12 protein-coding genes are annotated in these 15,111 nt (G+C 75.0%); 4 read left to right on the top strand and 8 right to left on the bottom strand.

Features of this window, described 5'->3' with window-relative positions:
- The first annotated feature begins 65 nt into the window (after positions 1-65).
- Both AC4H2H_RS08465 and AC4H2H_RS08460 read left to right on the top strand, forming a co-directional pair.
- The gene (locus AC4H2H_RS08465; RefSeq protein WP_494370355.1) at positions 66-755 is read left to right on the top strand and encodes an amino acid ABC transporter permease; all 690 of its coding nucleotides are present in this window, start codon (positions 66-68) and stop codon (positions 753-755) included.
- Positions 752-1,726: an amino acid ABC transporter permease gene (locus AC4H2H_RS08460; protein WP_494370354.1), complete on the top strand. Its 975-nt coding sequence runs from the start codon at positions 752-754 to the stop codon at positions 1,724-1,726. Before AC4H2H_RS08465 ends, AC4H2H_RS08460 begins: the two co-directional genes overlap by 4 nt.
- A gap of 58 nt (positions 1,727-1,784) precedes the next feature.
- Here the strand turns inward: AC4H2H_RS08460 and AC4H2H_RS08455 are convergent, their stop codons facing one another.
- The 5 genes from AC4H2H_RS08455 to AC4H2H_RS08435 form a co-directional block, all read right to left on the bottom strand.
- Positions 1,785-2,177: a regulatory protein RecX gene (locus AC4H2H_RS08455; RefSeq protein WP_494370364.1), complete on the bottom strand. Its 393-nt coding sequence runs from the start codon at positions 2,175-2,177 to the stop codon at positions 1,785-1,787.
- Positions 2,178-2,452: 275 nt separating this feature from the next.
- Entirely contained in the window at positions 2,453-3,577 is a 1,125-nt protein-coding gene (gene recA, locus AC4H2H_RS08450; RefSeq protein WP_494370353.1) for a recombinase RecA, read from the bottom strand.
- A 311-nt stretch (positions 3,578-3,888) separates the two neighbouring features.
- Positions 3,889-4,773: an MBL fold metallo-hydrolase gene (locus AC4H2H_RS08445; RefSeq protein ID WP_494370352.1), complete on the bottom strand. Its 885-nt coding sequence runs from the start codon at positions 4,771-4,773 to the stop codon at positions 3,889-3,891.
- Positions 4,770-6,956, bottom strand: coding sequence for an alkaline phosphatase family protein (locus tag AC4H2H_RS08440; RefSeq protein WP_494370351.1), 2,187 nt, complete (start codon positions 6,954-6,956; stop codon positions 4,770-4,772). Before AC4H2H_RS08440 ends, AC4H2H_RS08445 begins: the two co-directional genes overlap by 4 nt.
- A 70-nt stretch (positions 6,957-7,026) precedes the next feature.
- Positions 7,027-7,260 carry a DUF3046 domain-containing protein gene (locus tag AC4H2H_RS08435; RefSeq protein ID WP_494370350.1) on the bottom strand — a complete coding sequence of 78 codons (234 nt, stop codon included), beginning with the start codon at positions 7,258-7,260 and terminating at the stop codon, positions 7,027-7,029.
- Positions 7,261-7,358: 98 nt separating this feature from the next.
- Between AC4H2H_RS08435 and AC4H2H_RS08430 the strand changes: the two genes are divergently transcribed.
- Positions 7,359-12,320 (top strand): Lhr family helicase, encoded by a 4,962-nt coding sequence (locus tag AC4H2H_RS08430; RefSeq protein WP_494370349.1) that lies wholly within the window; start codon positions 7,359-7,361, stop codon positions 12,318-12,320.
- Between the two features lie 53 nt (positions 12,321-12,373).
- Positions 12,374-13,213, top strand: coding sequence for a DNA-formamidopyrimidine glycosylase family protein (locus tag AC4H2H_RS08425; protein ID WP_494370348.1), 840 nt, complete (start codon positions 12,374-12,376; stop codon positions 13,211-13,213).
- A gap of 33 nt (positions 13,214-13,246) precedes the next feature.
- On the opposite strand, the gene AC4H2H_RS08420 is transcribed toward AC4H2H_RS08425, so the two are convergent.
- From AC4H2H_RS08420 to pgsA, 3 genes are all read right to left on the bottom strand, one after another.
- Positions 13,247-13,588 carry a helix-turn-helix domain-containing protein gene (locus tag AC4H2H_RS08420; protein WP_494370347.1) on the bottom strand — a complete coding sequence of 114 codons (342 nt, stop codon included), beginning with the start codon at positions 13,586-13,588 and terminating at the stop codon, positions 13,247-13,249.
- A 374-nt stretch (positions 13,589-13,962) separates the two neighbouring features.
- On the bottom strand, positions 13,963-14,463 hold the full coding sequence (locus AC4H2H_RS08415) for a CinA family protein (protein WP_494370346.1): 501 nt from the start codon (positions 14,461-14,463) through the stop codon (positions 13,963-13,965).
- Positions 14,460-15,089, bottom strand: a complete 630-nt coding sequence (pgsA, locus tag AC4H2H_RS08410; RefSeq protein WP_494370345.1) for a CDP-diacylglycerol--glycerol-3-phosphate 3-phosphatidyltransferase — start codon at positions 15,087-15,089, stop codon at positions 14,460-14,462. Before pgsA ends, AC4H2H_RS08415 begins: the two co-directional genes overlap by 4 nt.
- Positions 15,090-15,111 lie beyond the last annotated feature (22 nt).

Here is a 15,111-nt window from a genome sequence, read left to right as displayed (position 1 = left end):
TCGAACGACCGTCCTGCGGCACGCCGAGCACGCGACACCGCACCGTCCCGAAAGGGTGATCCCGGGTGGGTGACTACCTCTCCCAGTTCGCCGCGCTGTTCTCGAGCTACGACGTGCTCGGTGCGTTCTGGGTCAACATCCAGCTGACGTTCTGGGCCGGGATCCTGGCCCTCGTCCTCGGCACGGTCCTCGCGCTCATGCGCATCTCGCCGATCCCGAGCCTCCAGTGGGCGGGAGCGACCTACGTCACCCTCCTGCGCAACACCCCGCTGACCATCATCCTGGTCGCCATGACCCTGGTCGTCTGGGGGCAGCTCAAGATCACGCTGTCGGACGACTTCCCGACCAACTTCTTCCGCCTGGCCGTCGTCGGGCTCGCGATCTACCACGCCGCGTTCGTGTGCGAGGCGATCCGCAGCGGCGTGAACACCGTCCCGCTGGGTCAGGCCGAGGCGGCCCGCGCGATCGGCCTCTCGTTCCTCCCTGCCGCGCGGATCGTCATCCTGCCGCAGGCCTTCCGCGGCGCCGTCGCCCCGCTGGGCAACACCCTCATCGCGCTGCTGAAGAACTCCACCGTCGCCGCCGCGGCGAGCGTCTCCACCGAGACCTCGAGCCTCATGAAGACGATGATCGAGTTCAACTCGAACTACATCTACGCGATCTTCCTGACGTTCGCGATCGGCTACGTGATCCTCGTCATCCCGATCGGGCTGGCCACCACCTCCCTCTCGCGCAGACTGGCGGTACGTCGATGAGCGCCCAGCAGACCGTCCTCTTCGACGCCCCCGGGCCGCGCGGGCGGCGCACGATCGTCATGGGCAACATCGTCGGCGCAGTGGTCGTCGCGGGCGTCGCGGCGCTCGTCCTGCTCCAGCTCGGCCGCATGGATCAGCTGACGTGGGAGAAGTGGGGGCCGATCTTCACCGCCGACGCATGGGAGAACTTCTTCCTCCCCGGACTGGTCGACACCCTCCGGGCCGCCGGTCTCGCCATCGTCGGCGCCGTCCTCTTCGGGCTCCTGTTCGGCATCGGCCGTCTGTCCGCCGTCGCGCCGGTGCGGTGGCTGTCCTCGATCGTCGTGGAGTTCTTCCGCGCCGTGCCGGTGCTCCTCATGATGATCTTCTTCTGGATGCTCTTCTCGGCGGTCCTGAGGATCCCGGACTCGTCGTTCTACGCGGTCGTGCTCGCGCTGATCCTCTACAACGGGTCGGTGGTCGCCGAGCTCATCCGGTCGGGCGTCTTCGGGCTCCCCTCGGGCCAGCGCGAGGCGGGCCTCGCGATCGGGCTCACGCGCGGCCAGTCGCTCCGTTCCGTCGAGGTCCCGCAGGCGCTCATCGCCATGCTTCCCGCGCTCGTGTCGCAGCTCGTCGTGGTGCTCAAGGACTCCGCGCTCGGCGCGATCATCCTGTACACCGAGCTCCTGCAGGAGTCGCGGCGCCTCGGTTCCGCCTACGGCAACATCCTGCAGGCGCTCTTCGTCGCGGCGGTCCTGTTCATCATCATGAACTACCTGCTCTCCCGGCTCGCAGAGCTCCTGGCGCGCCGCCTCCGCGGCCGCACCGCTGGCCCGGTCCGACCGGGTGCGCCGAGCATCGTCGCGGGCCCAGCAGCGGCAGGGGGCCCGCCCGCCCTCGAGATCGCCGGCGTCGCGACCGGGCTCCCCACCTGGGACGTCGAGGACCGAGAGGCGCTTCCCGACCTCGACGACCCCGATCACCGCGGCTGAGCGCCGGAGCCCGAAGTCCGGGGCTCCACGGCTCGCGTCATGGGCCCTCGGCTCGCCGTCAGTCCTGGTCGTGCTCCGGCTCGTCGTGCTCCCGGTCGTCGGACTCGCGGTCCAGCTCGCGGCCGACGACCTCGAAGGCAAGGCCAGGTGAGTACCCCTTGCGGGCCAGCGCCCCGACCACGCGGCGCACGCGCACGTCACGCTCGAGGCCGCGCGTGCGAGCAAGCCGCTTGCGCGCGAGCTCGCGCGCCGCGTCGACCTCGGAGTCGTCGTCGACCTGCTCGAGCGCGACCCCGCTGACCTCCGGGTCGAGGCCGCGGCGACGCAGCTCGGCGGAGATCGCACGGCGCGAGAGCCCCCGCTCGGAGTGCCGCGTGCGCACCAGCATCTCCGCGTAGGCAGCGTCGTCGACGAGACCGACCCCCTCGAACCGGTCGAGGAGCGGCAGCACGACGTGCTCCGGGTACCCCTTGCGAGCGAGCGACTGAGCGAGCTCGGTCCGGCTCTTCGGGGCGGCCGTGAGGATCCGCAGGGCCGTCTCCCGAGCGCGCTCGGCGAGCTCGGCGTCAGAGATCTCGCCCCGCTCGATCAGCTCGGGCAGGGACGGGCGCGGGCGCCGCGCGGTGGCCTTGCGGCCCGCGCGGCGCCCGGTCTCGTTCCGGAGCCCGTCCGAGGACGCGGCGTCCTCGGGCTCGACCTGCTCGGGCCCCGTGTGCTCGGTCCGGATCAGAACGGCGACTTCTTCCCCTTGGCGGCCGCCGCGGGAGCCTTGCCCGCCGCCGGAACGGTGGCAGCCGCGGCCGCATCCGCGACGACCGGGGCCCCTGCAGCCGGGTCGGCCGGCGCGTCGACCTTCGCGCCCACGCCGAGCTTCTCCTTGATCTTCTTCTCGAGCTCGTTCGCGAGGTCGGGGTTGTCGCGCAGGAACGAGCGCGCGTTCTCCTTGCCCTGGCCGAGCTGGTCGCTGCCATAGGTGAACCACGAGCCGGACTTGCGCACGAACCCGTGCTCGACGCCCATGTCGATGAGACCGCCCTCGCGGGAGATGCCGACGCCGTACAGGATGTCGAACTCGGCCTGCTTGAACGGCGGGGCCATCTTGTTCTTGACGACCTTGACGCGGGTGCGGTTGCCGACCGCGTCGGTGCCCTCCTTGAGCGTCTCGATGCGCCGGATGTCCAGGCGGACGGACGCGTAGAACTTCAGCGCCTTGCCACCGGTCGTCGTCTCGGGCGAGCCGAACATGACGCCGATCTTCTCGCGGAGCTGGTTGATGAAGATCGCGGTGGTGCCCGTCGAGCTCATCGCGCCGGTGATCTTGCGCAGCGCCTGGGACATGAGCCGGGCCTGCAGGCCCACGTGGCTGTCGCCCATCTCGCCCTCGATCTCAGCCTTGGGCACGAGCGCCGCGACCGAGTCGATGACGATGATGTCGAGCGCGCCGGAGCGGATGAGCATGTCCGCGATCTCGAGCGCCTGCTCCCCCGTGTCGGGCTGGGAGACGAGGAGGGCGTCGGTGTCCACGCCGAGCTTCTTGGCGTAGTCGGGGTCGAGCGCGTGCTCGGCGTCGATGAACGCCGCGATGCCCCCGGCGCGCTGGGCGCTCGCGACGGCGTGCAGCGCGACGGTCGTCTTTCCGGAGGACTCCGGCCCGTACACCTCGACGACGCGCCCGCGCGGCAGGCCGCCGATGCCGAGCGCGATGTCGAGCGCGATGGATCCGGTGGGGATGACCTCGACGGGGGCGCGGCCCTCGTCGCCGAGGCGCATGACGGAGCCCTTGCCGAAGCTCCGGTCGATCTGGGCGAGTGCGGCCTCGAGCGCCTTGTCGCGGTCTGCGGGTGCGGGCATGTCGGTCACCTTCGTGGACGGGGCGCCCGGTGCGTTCCGGATCGCCGTGCTCTTGTGCGTCGGGGTCCGCGACCCCGGACGGTTCAGGTCTGTCGTTCTCGTCGGGCCCGACAGTACGGGCAGCCACCGACACGCACCGCGACCCTGTGGATCGTCGCCCAGAAACCCGTGCGGGCACCGTCGCGACGAGCGGCTGTGCACAACTCTAGCCGAACACGTGTTCGATTCGCCCCCACGTGATCCTCGGCGTGTCCTGTCCTCGCCGAGAAGTCAGCATCCGCCCTCGTTCCGCACGTTTCCGGGGCGGATGCTCACGTCTCGACGGCCTCGACGGGCTCGGACGACCACGACTCCCCCGGCCGGAGCACCACGGCACAGGTCCCCGGCGCCTCGCGGTGGACCGCCGCCTCGAACGCGGCGCCGGCATGGTCCATCCACCCCCGAGGCAGGTCGCGCCCGCCCGGCGCGTGCAGCGTCCCCCAGTGCACGGGGATCGCGACACGGACCCCCACCTCGGCGCAGACCCGCGCCGCCTGGACCGGGCCCAGGTGCCCGCCGGACAGCCGCGGCCCCCACCCCGACACGGGCACGAGCGCGACGTCCACCGGGCCGCCCGCCCGCTCGGGCAGGTGGACCATGCCGGGGTAGCGCTCGGTGTCGCCGACCGCCCAGAGCCGCAGGCCGCCGTCGGGACGAGCGCCCGCGTGCACGCGGCCCTCGGACGGGCCGGACTCCGGACCGGCGCCGACCCGGACGAGGTGGCCGTTCGCGGCGTTGGGCCGGTGCGGCATCGGTCGGTGGCCGTGCACGGCGGGCACGAGCCGGACCGCGACGCCCGCGGCCGCGTCACCCACCGGCCGCCAGTCGTCGTCCAGCCCGACGCCGCGCAGCCCCCGGCCGCGCAGCCAGCGCGCGTTGGCGGGCGCGGTGAGGACGGGGACGTCGTCCCCCAGGAGCCGCAGCGAGCGCAGCTCCGCATGGTCGTGGTGCAGGTGCGACAGCAGGACGGCGTCGCTCCCGCGCCAGGTCCCGGCCGGCCGGTCGCCACGGCGGCGCAGGAGACCGGCGTGGCGGTGCAGGAGCGGGTCCGTGACGAGCCGGACGGCGCCGCCGGGCCCGACGGCGTCCACCACCACCGTCGAGTGCCCGAGCCACGTCACGGTCACGCCCGGCGCGCCGCCGGCCGCCGCCCTCACGCCGCGCCACCGTCCCGTCGCGAACCGTCGGTCGCACCCGCGCGCGGGCGGACGCCGAGGTCCTCCAGCCAGGCCACGAGGCGCCGGTGCACGGCCTCGGCGCCGACGAGCATCGGCTCGCCGTCGACGTCGTCGAGCTCGCCGGCGGGCAGGGCGAGGTGCGCGGGATGGACGAGCACGGCCTCGTTCTGCGCGCCTCCCAGTCCGCCGTGCGACCCGACGAGGCCCTCGAACGCGTGCACCATCCCGACGTCGTCGACGCGCGAGACGAGGACGAGGTCGCCCGCGTCCTCGAGCCGTGCGACGCGCAGCAGGTCTGCCGCAGCGCGCGACCCGTACGGCGCGAGCGGGTCGTCGCCGTCCACCTGACCGGCGCCGAGGTCGTGCCGCCCGGTTCGACCGTGCGCGACGACGGACCCGTCCGCCCCGCGCGTCACGACGACGCCGACGGCCGGGCACGCGAGCAGCCCCGGGACGAGCGCCGGCCACCGCTCGCGCACCTCGCTCCCGGTGAGCCGGCGAGGCGCACGCGGGAACCAGACCATCCCGAGGTTGCCGGAGCCGACGACGGCGACCTCCGGCAGCTCGGGCACGACGGCGTCCGACTCCTCGGTGCCCGCCTGGCGCTCGGTCCGGTCGGGCCCGACGAGCATCCGCCCGCTCCCCTCGCGGTCCTCGCCGGGACGCAGGGCGTTGAGCGCGGTGTTCGCGGGCCCCCACTCCTCGCTGTCGGGCGCCGTGGCACGACGGCGCCCCTCGGCGTGCGCGGGCCGCTCGCCGCGCGCGGGGAGCGGGTCGTCGAGGGCCATGAGACGCCGGACCTCGTCGAGGAACGACCGGCCCACGACCTGCTCGAACGTCGACCCGAGCGACTGGCCGTGGTCGGACAGCACGACGACGTCGTACCGGCGGGGGGAGGCCGCGGCGACCTGCTCCCACAGCCCGACGACACGGTCGAGCCCTTCGAGCGCGCGCAGCGACTCGGGGCGCAGCGGGCCGGCGTGGTGCGCGATCTCGTCGTAGTCCACCAGGTCGACGCACACGACCGGCGCGCCGCGCACCAGCTGCTCGGCGACGAGCGTCGTGCTGAGGTCGCGCAGGACGACGTTCGTCGCTGCACGCAGCACGGGGTACCAGCCGAGGCGCGAGACCCGGGGCTCGACCCCGCGCACGGCCTGCTGCCACCCCTGGTAGAGCTCCTTGACGAGCTCGCCGAGCGCGACGACGACCGCGCGCACGAGCACGAACGGGCTCGCGAAGAAGCGCACGAACATCTGGCCGGGCCCGAGCCCCGACGTCGCGCGGCTCATGACGAGGAGGTTCGTGGCGGCGTCGCCGGAGAACATCGTCGAGACCGCGACCCCACCGCCGGCGAGCAGCCCGGCGCCGTCGCTCGTGCGCGCCTCGACGGCCGCCGCGTCGGCGGGCCGGTTCGTCACGACCAGCCGGCCGAGCTCGCGCGACCACCAGCGGAACGCCGGGACGTGCTCGGTCGACCCGTGCAGGAGGCCGATCGTGGACGCCGGGGTCGTCGCGGGCACGCGCGCCCACCAGGTCGCCAGGTGATGGCTGCCGCTGGACAGCCAGCGCGCGAGGGTCGGGGCGAGACCGGCCTGGAGCGCGTAGTCCAGCGTGGGGCGCGCGACGCCGTCGAGCATGACGACGAGCAGGCCCGCGGGGCGCTCCCCGTCCGCTGCGGCGGCGTCCGCGGACCGGCCCGGCACTCCCGCCTGCCGTCGCGCGCGCCGCAGCAGGTCGCCGAGCACGTACTCGTTGTCGCTCGCGCCCACGAGCCACCGGCCGAGAGCCATGAGGACCGCGGCGAGCACGAGCACGGCGAGCACGTCGGCCCACGAGCCGCTCCGGAACCCGGGCAGGTACGTCAGCGCGACCCACGCGACGACGAGCTGCGCACCGATCCCCGACACGAGCGCGCCCACCACGCCGAACCGTTGCGCGACGCCCCGCAGCGTGGGGCGCACGACGACGTCCCCGACCCCGACCGCGAGCGCCGCGAGCGCGAGCGCCCAGGGGTTCGCGACCTCGACGCCCGGGACGACCGCGATCGCCAGGCCCAGCCCGACGGCCGTCGACACGAGGGACCACGCGGCCCCGCGCACGTCCGCGGCGGTGACGCGTGCCGCTCTCACGGACTGGCCGGTCGGACCGGACGGGGAGGTCATGCGGCCATCATGGTCGAGCACGCCGCGCGCCGCCCGGGCGGCACGCGTCCGTCACCCCGGCCACACCCGCTCAGCGCGCCGGCGGCGCCTGGCGGTGCTCGTCGTGGCCCCACCGGCGCGCGTCGGGGACGTCGAGCGCGTCGCACAGGGCGTGCCACACCAGACGCGGCTCGATCCCGTCCTCGATGGCCTGCGCCGCCGTGCGGTCGCCGAGCGCCGTGATCACCTGGTCGCGCGCGAGCGTGCGCCCGTAGGCGTCGCCGAAGACCTCGTCGACCAGCTGCCAGAACTCGCGGTAGCGCACCGCCCCAGCCTGCCACGGCCTTGACCCCGAGACGCACCTCGGGTCGCCCCGTCGACCGTCCCGCGGCGCGTGTGGGTGGCGGTGGCGACAATGGAAGGGTGACCACCGACCCCCTCGAGCGCTTCGCGGCGCCCACGCGCGCGTGGTTCTCCGGTGCGTTCGACGCGCCGACACCGGCGCAGACGGGGGCGTGGGAGGCGGTGTCGGGCGACCGGCACGCGCTCGTCGTCGCACCGACCGGGTCGGGCAAGACGCTCGCGGCGTTCCTCTGGTCGCTCGACCGGATCATGGCGGGGCCGGTGGACCGGCACGTCGACGCGCGTGAGCAGCGCTGCCGGGTCCTGTACGTCTCACCGCTCAAGGCGCTCGCGGCCGACGTCGAGCGCAACCTGCGCTCGCCCCTCGCGGGCATCCGGCAGGCGGCCGTGCGCCTCGGCCTCGACGTGCCGGACGTCGTCGTGGGCACGCGCACCGGGGACACGCCGACGAGCGAGCGCCGGCGCCTCGCGACACATCCGCCGGACATCCTCATCACGACGCCGGAGTCACTGTTCCTCGTCCTCACGTCGCAGGCGCGCGCAGGGCTCGCGGGCGTGGAGACCGTGATCGTCGACGAGATCCACGCGGTCGCGGGGACGAAACGCGGCGCGCACCTCGCGGTGTCGCTCGAGCGGCTGGACGCACTCCTCGAGTCGCAGGAGCGCCCGCCCGCCCAGCGCGTCGGGCTGTCCGCGACGGTCCGCCCGGTGGACGCGGTCGCGGCGTTCCTCGGCGGGCACCGCCCGGAGGCCGACGGCGGGCGCGAGGTCGTCGTGGTGCAGCCGCCGTCGAGCAAGCGGATCGAGGTGGACGTCGTCGTCCCGGTCCCGGACCTCGCCGACCTGGCGGCGTCCGCCGTCCTGCCCGACGGCGGCGCGCGCCCGGGCACGGACGCCGGGCTCCCCCCGCTGCCGCCGGGCGAGCCCGACCTGTCGGGACCGGCGACGTCGCGGCCGTCCTCGGGCTCCGGTCCGCGACCACCCCGCCCGTCCGTGTGGCCGCACGTGGAGGAGCGCGTGGTGGACCTCGTCGCCGAGCACCGGTCGACGCTCGTGTTCACGAACTCGCGCCGCGGTGCCGAGCGCCTCACCGCCCGCATGAACGAGCTCTGGGCGGAGCGTCAGGGCGAGCAGGTCCTCGACCCGAGCACGGTCACCGCGGCGCAGGTGCAGGCGCAGTCCGGCGCGAGCTCGGGGATCGAGCCCGTCATCGCGCGGGCGCACCACGGGTCGATGAGCCGCGCGGAGCGCACGCGCACGGAGACCGAGCTCAAGGACGGGCGGCTGCCGGCCGTCGTCGCGACGTCGAGCCTCGAGCTCGGCATCGACATGGGCGCGGTCGACCTGGTCGTGCAGGTGGGTGCGCCGCCGTCGGTCGCGTCGGGGCTGCAGCGCATCGGGCGCGCCGGGCACCAGGTGGGCGCGGTGTCGCACGGGGTCGTGTTCCCGACGCACCGCGGCGACCTCATCCCCTCGGCGGTCGTCGCCGAGCGCATGCGCACGGGCGGCATCGAGGAGCTGCACGTGCTCGCGAACCCGCTCGACGTGCTGGCGCAGCAGGTCGTGGCGATGGTCGCGGTCGACGAGTGGACGGTGGCGGAGCTGGCGACGGTCGTGCGGCGCAGCGCGCCGTACGCGCACCTCGGCGACGCCTCGTTGCACGCGGTGCTCGACATGCTCGCGGGGCGCTACCCGAGCGAGGACTTCGGCGAGCTGCGCGCGCGCATCGTGTGGGACCGCGCGTCCGGACGGCTCACCGGGCGTCCCGGCGCGCTGCGGCTCGCGGCGACGAGCGGCGGCACGATCCCCGACCGCGGGCTGTACGGCGTGTTCCTCGCGACCGACTCCGCCACGGGCGGCGTCGCCGGGGACCCGGACACCGCGGGCGGGCGCGCGCCGCGCGGCGGCAAGCGCGTCGGCGAGCTCGACGAGGAGATGGTCTACGAGTCGCGCGTCGGCGACACGTTCACGCTCGGGTCGAGCACGTGGCGCATCGAGGACATCACGCCCGACCGCGTGCTCGTGACGCCCGCCCCCGGGATCCCGGGCCGCCTGCCGTTCTGGAAGGGCGACTCCCCCGGTCGCCCGGCCGAGCTCGGGCGCGCGCTCGGCGCGTGGGTGCGCGAGACGGACGCGCTCGCGGCGCGCGACCCCGAGGCGGCCGCGGAGCGCCTGGGCGCCGCCGGCCTCGACGCGTGGGCCACCGACAACCTGCTCGCCTACCTCACGGAGCAGCGCACCGCGACCGGCCGCGTCCCCGACGACCGGACCGTCGTCGTCGAGCGGTTCCGGGACGAGCTCGGCGACTGGCGCGTCGTCGTGCACTCGCCGTACGGCGCGAAGGTGCACGCGCCGTGGGCGCTCGTGCTCGCCGCCCGCCTGCGCGAGCGGTACGGGGTGGACGCCGCGGCGATGCACGCCGACGACGGCATCGTGCTGCGCCTGCCCGACACGGGAGACTCGTGGCTGGAGGGGGCGAACGACGGCGGCGCCGGCGGGCTCGGCACGGATGCCCAGGTCGTCCCGGTGGAGGACCTGCTGCTCGACCCCGACGACGTCCTCGAGGCGGTGCGCGACGAGCTCGGCGGGTCGGTCATGTTCGCCTCGCGCTTCCGCGAGGCCGCGGCACGCTCGCTGCTCCTGCCGCGCCGCCGTCCGGACCGGCGCCAGCCGCTCTGGCAGCAGCGCCAGCGCTCGGCCCAGCTCCTCTCGGTCGCGTCCCAGTACCCGGAGTTCCCCGTCGTGCTCGAGGCGGCGCGCGAGTGCCTCCAGGACGACTTCGACGTCGCGGCGCTCACCGAGCTCATGCGCGACCTGGCCGCCGGCCGGGTGCGTCTCGTCGAGGTGACGACCCCGACGCCGTCGCCCTTCGCGCAGTCGCTGCTGTTCGGGTACACCGCCCAGTTCCTCTACGACGGCGACGCCCCGCTCGCCGAGCGCCGTGCGGCCGCGCTGTCGCTCGACCCCGCCCTCCTCGCGGAGCTCCTCGGTGGCGACGGTGTCACCGCCCAGCTCGCGGACCTGCTCGACCCCGAGCAGATCGAACGCACGGAGGCCGAGCTCGGCGCGCTCGCTCCCGACCGTCGCGCCCGGCACGCCGAGGACCTGTGGGACGTCCTGCGGCGGCAGGGACCCCTCACCGCGGACGAGGCCGCCGACCGCACCCGCGAGGACGTGCGCGCCGCCGCTCCGGAGTGGCTGCGCGAGCTCGAGGCCGCGCGCCGCCTGATCCGCGTGCGCCTCTCGGGCGTGCCGGCGGAGCGGGCGCAGCAGTGGGCCGTCGTCGAGGACGCCGGACGGTTGCGCGACGCTCTCGGCGTCGCCCTGCCCGTCGGGATCTCCGAGGTGTTCACCGAACCGGTGCCCGACCCGCTCGGCGATCTCGTGCGGCGCCACGCGCGCACGCACGGCCCGTTCACCACGCACGACGTCGCGACGCGCCTCGGCCTGGGCGTCGCCGTCGTGCTGGGCGTGCTCGAGCGGCTCGAGGCGGCGCGCCTCGTCGTGCGCGGTCGGCTGCGCCCGGAGTCGATCGGCGGCACGGGCGACGACTGGTGCGACGCCGAGGTGCTGCGCGTGCTGCGCCGTCGCTCGCTCGCCGCCCTGCGCGCCGAGGTCGAGCCCGTCCCGGCGGAGACGCTCGGCGTCTTCCTGCCGCGGTGGCAGGGCCTCGGGGCCCTGCGCGGCCTGGACGGCGTGCTGCGCGTCGTCGAACAGCTCTCCGGCGCGGCGGTGCCTGCGTCCGCGCTCGAGACCCTGGTGCTCCCCGCTCGCGTGACGGACTACGTGCCGACGATGCTCGACGAGCTCACCACGACCGGTGAGGTGGTCTGGTGCGGGCACAACGCCCTGCCCGGCTCCGGCGGAGGAGACGGTCTCGTGAGCCTGCACCTCGCCGAGTGGGCCCCGCTCACCCTGCCCGAACCCGGCGAGCTGCCCGCCGACGGGCTCCACGCGGCCCTCCTGGACCTGCTCCGCGGGTCCGGGGGCTTCTTCCTGCCGGTGCTGGCCGAGCGGGCCGACGCCGAGGTGCCGGCGACGCTCGACGCGCTGTGGGACCTCGTGTGGTCGGGGCACGTGACGAACGACGGGCTGGGAGCGCTGCGTAGCCGGCTCGGGACGACCGGCGGGGTCCACCGAGCACCGCGTGCGCCCGCTCGCGCGCGCCCGATGGGGCGGTCGCGGTTCGCCGGGATGCGCCCGCGCGTCTCCCCGGACACGACGCTGCGCGGGGGCGGCGGGCGGTGGTCGGCGCTCCCCGAGCGCGAGGAGGACCCGACGCGGCGCGCGCACGCGCTCGCGCGCGTCCTGCTCGACCGGCACGGGGTGCTCACCCGCGCCGTCGCGCCCGCCGAGGGGGTCGCCGGGTCGTTCCGCCCGGTCTACCGGGTGCTCACCGAGCTCGAGGCGACGGGCGCGGCGCGGCGCGGGTACTTCGTCGAGCACCTCGGCGGGTCGCAGTTCGCGCTCCCGGGCGCCGTCGACCAGCTGCGGACCGACGGGCAGGACCGGGAGCGCGCGATCGGGTCCGGGTTCGGCGGCCTCGCGGACGACGCCGACGGCGCCGGGGCCCCCGCACCGGGCAGCACGGCGCGGGCCACCGGGACCGGACCTCGGCCGGGAGCCCTCCTCCTCGCGGCGACCGACCCCGCGAACCCCTACGGCGCCGCGCTGCCGTGGCCCGCCCGCGTCCTCGCCGAGGGCGACACCGCCCGCGGCCACCGGCCGGGTCGCAAGGCGGGCGCCGTCGTCGTGCTGTCCGACGGCGACCTGGCGCTGTACGTCGAGCGGGGCGGGCGCTCGGTGCTGTCCTTCGTGGACGGCCCGCGGCTCGACGAGGCGAGCGCCGAGCTCGTGCGCGCGGTGCGCGCGGGCCGGCTCGGGAAGGTCGTGGTGCAGCGTGTGGACGGGGTCGAGGCGCTCGCCGGCGCGGGCATCGCCAGCACCCCGGCCGACGCGGCCGTGCGCGCCCTGCTCGACGCCGGGTTCCGTCCCACGCCGAGCGGCCTGCGGGCTGCCTGACATGACCGGCACGACGAAGCACGTGACCGGCTCGGCGCACGACGGGCGGGGCCGTGCCCGAGGGTGACGTCGTCCGGCTCACGGCGGCACGCCTCGACGAGGCGTTGGCCGGCCGCGAGCTCGTGCGCGCCGAGCTGCGCTGGCCGAGCGCCGCGGAGGCAGGCCTCGCCGGGCGCACGGTCGTCGCGAACGTCCCCTACGGCAAGCACCTGTTCACGCGGCTCGACGACGGACGGTCGCTGCACACCCACCTGCGCATGGAGGGGTCGTGGCGGATCGCCCGCACGGGCGCACGTGAGGCGCGCGGCGCCGAGCCGTTCGTCCGGGTCGTGCTGGCCAACGCCTGGTGGACCGCGATCGGGAACCGGATCGGGATGCTGCACGTGCTGCGCACGTCCGACGAGCCGACGATCATCGGAACTCTCGGACCCGACGTCCTGTCCGACGACTTCCCGGGAGCGGGCCTCGCCGAGGCCGTCGCCCGGCTGCGTGCCGACGACGCCGCCGGCGGCACGGGACCACGCCACCGACCCGGGCGCGCGGGGAGTGGCGTGCCGATCGCGGAGGCGCTGCTCGACCAGCACCTCGTCGCGGGCATCGGGACCATCTACACGGCCGAGTCGTTGTTCGCGCTCAGGGTCTGGCCCTGGACGCCGGTGCGGGAGATCGACGACCTGGAGGCGGTGCTGCTCACTGCCCGGGGACTCATGCAGCGGACCGTGACGCACGGCTTCGACCCGCGGGCCGGCGTCGTGCGGCACGTCCACGGGCGCACACGAAAGGCGTGCCACGAGTGCGGCACGCCTGTCGCCGAAGGGACGGCCAACGAGCTGCCGTACCAGCGTCCGATCTTCTACTGTCCCTCGTGCCAGCGGCGGAGCCACGACGCATGACGGCGGCGACCGTGCCCAGCCGTCCCGACGCGGTCAGCCGACGGGCTGCAGATCCTCGCGCCGCGACGTCCTGTCGGAGTTCTGGCGCCCGAGGACGGCCGTCGCGAAGTCGGCCGGGATCGTGTCCGGGATGAGGAGACCCTCGGCCACGGCCACCCGGTCGCTGACCTCGCGCAGCACCAGCGACATCGGGATGTCGAGCGCCTCGCAGATCGAACCGAGGAGCTCGGACGACGCTTCCTTCTGACCGCGCTCGACCTCGCTGAGGTAGCCCAACGAGACGCGTGCGGCGGAGGACACCTCTCGCAGGGTGCGCCCCTGCCGCTGGCGAGCGTCTCGCAGCACGTCCCCGATCTCTCGTCGAAGAACAATCATGTGGCGACCCCCTTCCGTGTCCCGTGCGCCCCCGGGAGCCGGAGCGGCTCCCCCGTGGGTGCGCGTACTGGTCGTACCGGTCTTCCTGTTCACTGCCCCGCGTGCGGGGGTCGTCCTACCGTACCCCGAGGGCGGTCCGCTCACGTCCCCGGTACGACTGCCGGGACGAGCCTGCGGGACGCCGACCGGTCTGCTGACGGTCCTGTTGGCGATCACGTGCTGTGCAACGCGCCGACGTGGGGTGTTGTTCCCGTCCGTGCCGGTTCGACGGCCGGTGCCCGGCATGTTCACGAGCCCTCCACGCGGTGCGCGCGGGAGGCGACCGAGGCCACCCGGAGATCGGCCACAGGTTCACCCGGGACCGGACGCCGGGGTCACCCGACGGGCGTGCCGACCAGAGTCAGCGCGAGCTCCACGGCAGCACGTGCCGCACCCTCGCGGACCGCGGCGCGACCGCCCGCGAGCCGCGACGCGCGCACCTCCGTCGCGTCCGGGGTGCTGACGGCGACGAGCACGGTGCCCGGCGCATGCCCGTCCTGCGGGTCCGGCCCGGCGACGCCCGTGGTCGCGAGCCCCACGTCCGCGCCCAGGACCCGGCGAGCACCGAGAGCCATCTGCCGCGCGACCTCCGCGTGCACGGCGCCGTGCTCGGCGAGCAGGGCGGCGTCCACGCCGAGCACGCCTGCCTTGACGTCCGTCGCGTACGCGACGACCGCACCCCGGAGGGCACGGGAGGCACCCGGAACGTCGACGATCGTCGCGCACAGCAGGCCGCCCGTCAGCGACTCCGCGGTCGCGAGCGTCCACCCGCGTGCGACGAGCCGGTCGAGCAGCGCGGCGGCGGGCGCCATCTCGGACGCCGCCTCGACGGTCATGCGATCGGCGCCTCGCCGGCCAGGCCGCCGGTCCGGGCGGCACGTGCCGCGCGGATCGCGTCCCGGCGCAGCCGCCAGCCCTGGTACGCGTACTCGACACCGGTCACGACCGTCACGACGATGGCCGCACCCAGGACCACCCAGGCCACGACCCCGATCCACCCGGGCAGCTGGGACAGCGGGAGGAGGAAGAGGGTGATGGCGACCGACTGCAGCACCGTCTTGAGCTTCCCTCCCCGCGACGCCGGCATGACCGCGTACCGCAGGACCGCGAAGCGCAGGAGCGTCACGCCGAGCTCGCGCGCGAGGACCAGCACGGGCACCCACCAGGGGAGCTCGCCGAGCGGCCACGCGAGCAGGACCAGAGCCGTCCCGATGAGGAGCTTGTCGGCGATCGGGTCGAGGAGCTTGCCGAGGTCGGTCACCAGGTCGTACCGACGCGCGAGGTAGCCGTCGAGCCGGTCGGACGACGCGGCGAGGACGAAGACGCCCGTCGCGACGAGCCGCCACGTCGTGGAGTCCCCGCCGTCGACGAGGAGCGCCCACGCGAAGAACGGGACCAGGAGGATCCGCACCATCGTGACGATGTTCGCGGAGTTCCACGGGGAGGGGACGGCGGTGACCACGGCTCCAGCGTAGGCGGTCGGC

It is taken from the genome of Cellulosimicrobium sp. BMG9.22, from assembly GCF_059159975.1.
The sequence above is the reverse complement of the archived record's forward strand: the minus strand, read 5'-3'. Positions and strand labels throughout refer to the sequence as shown.